Raw genomic sequence first — 4,259 nt, forward strand, 5'->3', positions numbered from 1 at the left:
CGGCGATCTTCTTGCCGTTCACGAAGGTGCCGTTCGTGGACTTCATGTCCACGACGATGAACTTGCCGTCCTTGGCGACGATCTTCGAGTGGTACTTGGAGACGTTGCCCTTCGCGAGGACGATGTCGTTGCCGTCGAGGCGGCCGATGGTGATCTCGTTCTTCTCGAACTCGATCTGCTCGGTATCGCCGCCCTTCTCCTCGAGAGTCACCAGAAACATGGGGCGGATGCTACCAAGGGCGCCCCCATCCTCAAAGAGGACGCGACGCGCCCCGTCACGCCTGCTCCCCCGCAAGCGGCGAGGCCGGCGCCCATCCCCACCTGGGGACGAGGCCGGCCTCGGGGCCCGACGCGCTGGAGCGGCGGCTCAGTCGAAGATGTTGAAGTTCACTTCGCTGCGCGCCTGCTTGTAGCGGCTCTTCACGTCCTCGATGATCGTCCGGATCTTGTCCGAGTCCGGGTTGACGATGCGGGGCGTCACGAAGATGACCAGCTCGCGCTTGGTGGAGTCGAAGGCGCGGCTCTTGAAGAGCTCACCCACGATGGGGATGTGACCCAGGCCCGGCAGCTTGGAGACGGCCTTCTGCTCGTCGTGGCTGAAGACGCCGGACAGGACGATCGTCTCGCCGTGGCGCACGGTGACGTTCGTCTTCACCTTGCGGGTGCGGAAGCCGGGGATGGCCGCCGAGCCACCGAAGGACACGGCCACCGAGGTGTCCAGCTCGCTCGCCTCGGCCTCGATCTCCGTCTGGATGTTGCCGTTGCGGTCCGCGGTGGGCTTGAGGTTGAGGATGACGCCGTAGGGCTTGTAGTCCACGCTGAACTGGTTCTGGGTGATGAGGGGGATCGGCACCTCGCCACCGGCCAGGAACTCGGCCTTCTCACCGCTCGCGCACACCAGCTTGGGCTGAGCGAGCAGGCGGCCGTAGCCGTCGTTGCCCTGGAAGCCGACGGAGAAGTCCGCGCCGGCATTGAAGCCCATGACGCCGCGGCCCGCGCCGAAGCTGCTGGGGAAGAGCTCCTGATTGATGGTGGCCGTGGCGGCCACGCTGCCAGTGATGTCCGTGGGGTACTTGATGCCGTAGCGATCCTTGCCGTTGCGGCGGATCTCCACGAACTGCACCTCGGAGAGGATCATCCGCTTGATGCCGACGACGAGCAGGTTCTCCACCTTCTCGCCCACCGCCTTGGTGATGAGCTCGGCCTTCTGCAGGTCCTGCTGGCTCTCCACCGAGCCCTCCAGGAAGATGGTGGCACCCACCACGTTCACCTGCACGTTGCGCAGGCCGGCCTTCTGGAAGGCCGCGGTGAGGTTCTGCGCCACCAGCTTCTTGGCGTTGGGCGCCACCTTCACGAAGCTCTTCACGTTCGGGTAGAGCGCCACCACCTGCTCGATGCGCTCCGCGTCACCCGAGGTGTACGCCTGGCCGTCCAGGTAGATACGGTCTCCCACCATGCGCACGGACACGCCTTCGATCTCCCCGAGCAGCTTCTTGATCTCGGAGATGACCTCGTTGGGGTCCTGCTTGCGCACCGTGACGAGGTAGCTCACGCGCTGGCCGGAGCTCTTCCACACCAGCAGCGTCGTCTTGCCCTCGGCCTGGCCGATGACGAGGATCTGGTTGTTCCCGATGACCTTGACCTCGGCGATGCTCGGATCACCCAGCGCGATGCGGGTGGTGCCGGGCACGGTCATCACCTTCTGCGTGCCCACGCCGAGGTTGATGGTGCTGCTCTCCTGGGCCCGCGCGGTGCCCGCCGCGAACAGGGCCAGCAGGGCGCCAACCGCGGCCACCTGCGTGAAGCGTCCAAGCATCGTGAGAGTCCCTTCGCGTTGCATCCGAACTACCCCAATCTGTCGTGCTGCCACCACATGGCCCAGAAAGTACCCAGCGCGATCGCCACGCCATACGGGATGTGGCGTCGCGGTCCGCTCGCCGCGCCTTCATTCATCAGCCGTGCCCTCACGGCCCACCGCCGCACCAGGTCCGCCAGCGTCTCCCAGACGGCACCCTGCCACAGCAGCGTCACCACCGCCTGGAGCGCGCCCACCAGCGAGATGAAGGCCGCCGCCGCCATCACCGCGGGGAACCCCAACACCGCCCCCACCCCCGCCATCAGCTTCACGTCGCCCCACCCCATCCGCCCTCGCACCGCCGCCGGCACCAGCAACAGCGCCAGCCCCACCCCGGACACCACCCCGCTCACCAGCCCGGACTCCAAATCCCCCACGCCCTCGGCCCACAGGCGCGCGCCCAGCCCTACCCCCAGCAAGGGATAGGTGACGACGTCCGGGATCTGGCGGCGCACGACATCCGTCGCCACCGAGATCACCAGCGCCACTCCCAGCAGGGTCCAGAGCGCGATGTGAAAGGGACTCATCAGTCACCTGCCCCCAGTCCATGAAGGGGGCAGGTTTCGGGAATAAATCAGGGAGGGCCGCTCTCCGTCAATTGGCCAACAGCCCAACCTCCTGAAGTCGCTACGCCTGCTTACTGGTAGGAGAGGCGAACCCGCTCGCTGCAGATGAAGTACTCGTCGCCGTCCTCGACCTGGCGGCGCTTGATGCGCTGCTTGTTGAACCAGGTGCCGTTGGACGAGCCGAGGTCCTCGATGAAGTAGGAGTCGCCCTCGCGGAAGATGACGGCGTGCTCGCGCGACACCTTGCCGGAGTTGATGACCAGGTCGCAGTGCTTGCCGCGGCCGATCACGAAGCGCTCCTGGGTGATGAGGCGAGGCTCGGCGTTGTCCAGGGAGAGCACCAGCGCGGCGCCGCCCGGCTCGTCCATGGGCTCATCCTCGCCCATGGGCTCGTCGTCGCTCATCTGCTCGTTCATGGGCTCGTCGTCGCCCATGGGCTCGTCGGCCATGTTGTCCATGCCGGCGTCGTCGGAGTCCTCGGGCAGCGGCTCCTCGTCGATCTCCTCGCGGGGCTCGTTGCTCTTGCCCTTGATGAGGCGCTCGAGCTCGGCGGCCGTCTCCAGCACGCGCTCGGCGACCTCGCGGCGGGCGGGGTCATTGTCGAGCGAGTTGGCGGAGGCGCGCTCCTCGGCGGCACGCGCCGAGGGACGCTGCGGCGCGGGGCCGGGCAGCGGGGTGTCATCGCGGGGCGGAGCCGCGGCCTTGGCGGACGCACCTCCGGCCACGGGCTGGAGTACGGGCGGAGCGCCCTTGCCGGCTCCCGCGGCGGGCGAGGAGGCGCGCACGGCCGCGGCCACACCACCACCGGAGGCCACCGCCTCGGGCCTGCCCGAGTGCGCTACCTCGATGAAGCCGTTGAGCCGCGCGAACATGAACAGCGCCTGATTGATGAGCGCGTCACGATCGGAGCCCATCTGCTGGGCCATGTCTTCGTAGATCTCCCACAGGTGGTCGGCGATACCGACCTTGCGGGCGGGACGGGAGTTCTGGTCAATCATCTGTCTTGACTCGGTGATCCAGGAGCCCCGGACGATAGCAGAGCCGTCCGGGGACGCGAAATCACAGGAAGGGGAACACTCCCCGGCTATTGAGGACGGACGGCACGACGAGCTCGAGGTCCAACTGGAGGACGCCGTCGGCCGAGGGGTAGGCGATGTAGGCGTAGTTCGTGTTGCCCACCTTGGCCTCGACCACCGGCCCCGGGAGCGAGAAGAAGGCGAGGTCCGTGATGCTGGTGTCCACCAGGATGGTGTACGGGAAGAACTGGGACTGGGTCGTCACCACGAAGGCGTTGCCACGCTCGGGGGTGACCTCGGTGAAGCGGGAAGCCACGGTGAAGCGCACCGCCACGCCCTCGCTCGCCCCCGTGTAGTTGTTCGGGCGGAAGAAGTACGGCCGGATGTGCTCATGGGTGTCACCCGGCCCCATCCGCTTGATGTACTCCTCGGTGCCGCTGGAGAGGACCAGCGGCTGGCCGCCCCCTGCCCGGACGAGGAAGTTCGGGAAGTCGGCGCAGTCCTCCGGGATGGGGGTCGTGGTCGTCAGGACGGCGTCCGTCGCGGGAGGGATGGGCGCCTGCACCGCGTCCACCACCAGGTCGGTGGCACACACCTGCGAGCCCGAGCGCAGGACGATGAAGTCCCCCGGCCGCACCACTGGCCCCTTGCCCGGAATGGGCTCGTAGGGAACCACGAAGCGCCCATCGACTTTCGCCACGTCGATCAGTCTGGGCAGGACGCCCTGGTACGTGAGCACGTACGTCTCGTTGGTCGTGACGCCGCTCGTCAGACTCTCCGGATCAACGGTGATGTCACCCGAGATCGCCTGGCTGCCCACGG

Annotated in this window: 4 protein-coding genes and 1 pseudogene; all 5 read right to left on the reverse strand. The window is 67.3% G+C overall.

The genetic code is table 11. The features are described 5' to 3' along the window. A partial coding sequence (locus VF794_RS34755; protein WP_331117424.1) for an FHA domain-containing protein occupies positions 1–220 on the reverse strand: 220 nt, incomplete at its 3' end. A 147-nt stretch (positions 221–367) separates the two neighbouring features. Further along, complete coding sequence (locus VF794_RS34760; RefSeq protein WP_331117425.1) at positions 368–1,816, reverse strand: pilus assembly protein N-terminal domain-containing protein; 1,449 nt, start codon at positions 1,814–1,816, stop codon at positions 368–370. Positions 1,817–1,845: 29 nt separating this feature from the next. After that, positions 1,846–2,382 (reverse strand): A24 family peptidase, encoded by a 537-nt coding sequence (locus VF794_RS34765; RefSeq protein WP_331117426.1) that lies wholly within the window; start codon positions 2,380–2,382, stop codon positions 1,846–1,848. Positions 2,383–2,492: 110 nt separating this feature from the next. Continuing rightward, positions 2,493–3,419: an FHA domain-containing protein gene (locus VF794_RS34770; protein WP_331117427.1), complete on the reverse strand. Its 927-nt coding sequence runs from the start codon at positions 3,417–3,419 to the stop codon at positions 2,493–2,495. A 61-nt stretch (positions 3,420–3,480) separates the two neighbouring features. After that, a pseudogene (locus tag VF794_RS34775) lies at positions 3,481–4,259 on the reverse strand (hypothetical protein); the annotation flags it as partial.

Origin of the sequence: Archangium sp. (assembly GCF_036389735.1) — a bacterium.
Classification (GTDB): Bacteria; Myxococcota; Myxococcia; order Myxococcales; family Myxococcaceae; genus Archangium.